Origin of the sequence: Neisseria sp. HMSC067H09 (assembly GCF_001814135.1) — a bacterium.
GTDB lineage: Bacteria > Pseudomonadota > Gammaproteobacteria > Burkholderiales > Neisseriaceae > Neisseria.
In genome coordinates this window covers 1-365 of record NZ_KV814859.1, presented here as the reverse complement: position 1 = coordinate 365, position 365 = coordinate 1, and the positions used below count along the sequence as shown (strand labels likewise).

Annotated in this window: 1 protein-coding gene; it reads right to left on the bottom strand. The window is 38.4% G+C overall.

The window, feature by feature from the left end; genetic code table 11:
• Positions 1-365, bottom strand: a 365-nt coding sequence (locus HMPREF2954_RS12630) for a hypothetical protein (protein WP_210398477.1), incomplete at both ends; no start/stop codon positions are given.

Below are 365 nucleotides of genomic sequence, written 5' to 3'. Positions count from 1 at the left end.
ATATTGGTCTGCAATGGGCTGTATTTCGTCAATGACGGTCAGGAAAAGCATACTGTCTTCCCTCATACCGTTTTTAGCCGTATTCCAAGGAAGTTTGTTGGGCTCTTCAGATATGAAGTGCACAAGGCATATGAAGCCATTATATTCAGAGTGCCACTTCGTTTTCCATCCGTGATTATGGGATGTGCTCGCTTTCACAATAACCCGGTCATTGCAAATGAAATAAATACCAAAATCATTAGTTAATGTTTTATTTACCGAGAGCGAATACTTCTCTTCATTTTTAAGATAATATTTTTCGTGTATTCCGGACTGAATAATGACTTTAACGCCATCGATATTTTTTTCTGGTAAGTCGGAGAGAC